Genomic DNA, 3,274 nt, shown 5'->3' with positions numbered 1-3,274 from the left:
AGTCGAGCGTGGCCGTCAGTTGGACGTATCCGGCGTCGCCCTCGAGGTACCACCAGCCCGCGGTCTCGTAGATGTCCGCAGCGTCGGGTTCGAGGTCCGTGAAGACGGACGGGTCGTCCCCTTCGAGGGCCTCCCACGAGGGATCGGCGGCGTAGACGATGCGGCCGCTGGGCGAGGTTTGGGTGGCCCAGCCAGCCGGAACCGACTCGGCGAGCGGTTCCGCATCCGCCTGCACCGGCGTCTCGCCTCCGCTGCCCGAGCGTTCTGCGATGCCGTCCGCGAATCCGTCGTTGACGCCCTGCAAGAACGCGGCGGTGCCGGCCGCCGAGGCCGCCCCGAGGCCTCCCCACAGCACGAGCCCTCCCACCACGATCAGCGCCACTGCCGAGCCGGGGATGTTGCGCAGGGGGCGCTGGGGTGCGGGCGGCGCCTGAGCGGGCGGTGCCTGAGCGGGCGGGGCGTAGGCGGGAGCAGCCGGCTGCGGCTGTGCCGCCGGGCTCGGGCCGGACTGAGCCCGCGCATCGTCCTCCCAGACCGTGCCGTTCCAGTACCGGTAGCGGCCGGTATCCGGGTCCGTGCGCCAGCCCTCGGCGTGCGTCTGGTCCATCAGCATCTCCTCGGCGTCCGAACGGCCCCGCTACTCGCAGATCCAGCCGTCCTTGTCGGTGTCGAGCACCGCATTCAGTGTGTACAGAGGCTTCGACACGAATGTCGTCGACTTGAGGCCCTTGATCACGAGACCGGCCTGTAAGTCACTCTTGGAGCCCGAGTATGCGATGCCGCCGGGGTAATGCTTGCGCACGCCATAGCAGGAGGAATATTTCAGGCCCTGGACAGTGATCGACTGGGTCCACCGGGTGGCCGTCGCGTAGCCGGTCTTGCTGCCCGTCACCTTGACCACCACGGTCGCGAATGCGTCCTTCGGTTCGAACGTGTACCGGTAGCCGTGGTGACCGGTGTAAGTTCCGTTGACCTTCCACCCATACGTTCGCGAGACGTCTCCCGGTCCCCACGTGCCGGGACTCACCTTGGCCGTCTGGCCCACCGTGAACGATCCCGTCAGCGTGGGTGCGCCCGCGATGAGCCTGCCCTGCACGGCGACGCCCGCTGACGTGGTCGTGGTCGGCGACAGCCCTGCCCTATGCGCCGTGGTCTTGACCTGAACCGTGCGGCCCTGATCGTATGAAGTGGTGCGGTAGGTCGCAGAGGTGGCTCCGGCGATCGCGCGGCCGTTGCGGAACCACTGGTAGGCGATGGAACTCGGCGTCGGCGACCAGCCACCGCTGGCCGCGCTGAGCACGGCACCCACCACGGGTGAACCGGAGACGATCGGCTTCGGTGCGGTGCCGAACAGCGGGGAGACCGAGACATCCCAGGCCACCCAGGTGGCTGGCTGGTACCCGGAGCGCTTCGCGGTGATGGCCACGGACACCCGGTGTCCGCCGTCCGACGCGGTGGTGACGTAGGTCCTCGCGGTCGCCCCGGTGATCGCGTGCCCATCGCGTCGCCATTGGTAGACGAATCCGGTAGGCGTGGTCGCGAACTCCGGCGGGTTCGCGGTCAGCGCACGGCCCACCGTCGTCGTGCCCGCGGGGGCGCCGTCGATCGCGAAGACCCACACGGCAGGACCGAAGGACCGCACGACCGTCGCCGGCGGGGTGGTGTATCGCCTGGTCGCGTAGCCGCTGGCGGACGCCTCGATCTCGACCGCGACCTTCTTGCCCCACCATGCGTCAGGCACCACCAGATCGCAGGCCGGCCGCGTGGCGGAGACGACGCCGTCGACCAGATAGCGGCATTTGGTGGCGGTGCCTAGTGGCAGATCGACAGGAACCGTCGTGAGTGGATACCCGACCAGAGCACCGTTCTGGAGCTTGACGGCGAGCTCGGGCAGGAGTGCGAGCACCCTCTGCGCAGGCGCGCTCACACCGTCGTACCTCACCATTCCGGGCGCGAAGATAGAAAACGTGGCCGCGGGCCGGGTGCCCACGGTGGCCTCGCCTAGCGGCAGCACGTCACCCCAGCCCAGGTAGGCGTCGGTGGTGGCGTCGTTCCATTGCATGGTGGTCTCGGCCGTGCCCCACTGGACTGGGCCTCCCGTGACGGTGACAGCTGCCTCAAGCGTGCCTCCTTGGACGGCCGTGCCCGAGATGGACGGTATCGCCGCGAACGCTGACGGCCATGCGCACAAGCCCGAGTAGCCGGTCGGGACGTAGCGCACCTCGCCCCACAGGCCATCCGTGGTCGCGAAACTGAGCAGCTTGTATCCGTACAGGGATCCGCCCGGCGCGATGAGCCATCCCGAGGCGAAACCGTATGCGGTCGTGAAGGTGCCGGCGGTGAATACGGCCTTGGTGCCGGCGCGACCCAGGATCGCCGGCGGCGCGACAGCCGTGCAGTACGCCACCGCACCGCCGTCCAGGCTCTGCCGGCCCAGATCGATCGCGGCCGTCACGGAGCGCAGTGGCGTGGCATCCGCGATCGCGTTTCCACTCAGGTCGAGACGCGTGAGCGCCACCAGCTCCGCGAGAGGCGCGACGTCGGTGATGCCGTTACCCGATAGGTCGAGGTCCTCCAAGGCGGAGAGTTCGCTGAGCGCGCTCAGATCGGCGATGTCCGTGTCGTGGAGGTCGAGAGCGCGCAGCGACGGCAAGGTGGCGAGCGGCTCGATGCTCGCGGGACGCGCGTACGCCAGCTCGACGGTCGCCAGTGTGGGCTTGTCGGCTAGCCCCGAAATGTCGGTGAGGCTTCTGCTGTCCGAGAGCGTCACCGACTCGAGTTTCGTGAGTCCCGCGAGCGGGTCGAGCGTCTGAATTTCCGGGTTCACGAGGGCGAGGATCCGGAGGTTGATCGCCGCCTCGAGACCGCCAAGTGACCGGACTACCGTGGTGCCGCAATCGAGAGTGGTGAGTGACGCGAGTTGGGCGCTCGTCAGCGGGGTCGGAGTGCCTGGGCCCAGCGCCGCGATCACGCACGAGCGCAAACTCGAATCGGCGAACACCACCTCGTCCGCGGCGACCGCTGGCGCGAGCCCCGACAGGGTGAGAATCACCCCGGCGACCGTTGCCGCGGCCAGCCGTGTGCGCAGGCGCGTTGCCGTCACCGGAGTCCCCCAAACGATGAAAGGCGCGTCGCCTGGCTCAGGGCATCGTGCTGGCGCGTGGCCACATCATCGTGGCTGGTGACCCGCGCGTCAAACTCGGTGTGAGCAAATCGACACCGAGTGTCAGACGTCCGTGCGGTGGAAGCTCTGGTAGCTCTTCGACGCGGTGGG

The 3,274-nt window shown here is 68.8% G+C and carries 1 protein-coding gene and 1 pseudogene; both read right to left on the bottom strand.

Annotation, left to right across the window (positions count from 1 at the left end):
• A pseudogene (locus tag Q0L54_RS10940) lies at window positions 1–607 on the bottom strand (hypothetical protein); the annotation flags it as partial.
• 30 nt (window positions 608–637) lie between these two features.
• Window positions 638–3,103: a leucine-rich repeat domain-containing protein gene (locus Q0L54_RS10935; protein ID WP_296668049.1), complete on the bottom strand. Its 2,466-nt coding sequence runs from the start codon at window positions 3,101–3,103 to the stop codon at window positions 638–640.
• Window positions 3,104–3,274 lie beyond the last annotated feature (171 nt).

It is taken from the genome of Demequina sp. (assembly GCF_024642165.1).
Taxonomy (GTDB): domain Bacteria; phylum Actinomycetota; class Actinomycetes; order Actinomycetales; family Demequinaceae; genus Demequina.
Note: the sequence above shows the minus strand (reverse complement) of the source record. Positions and strands in the feature narration are given on the sequence as shown.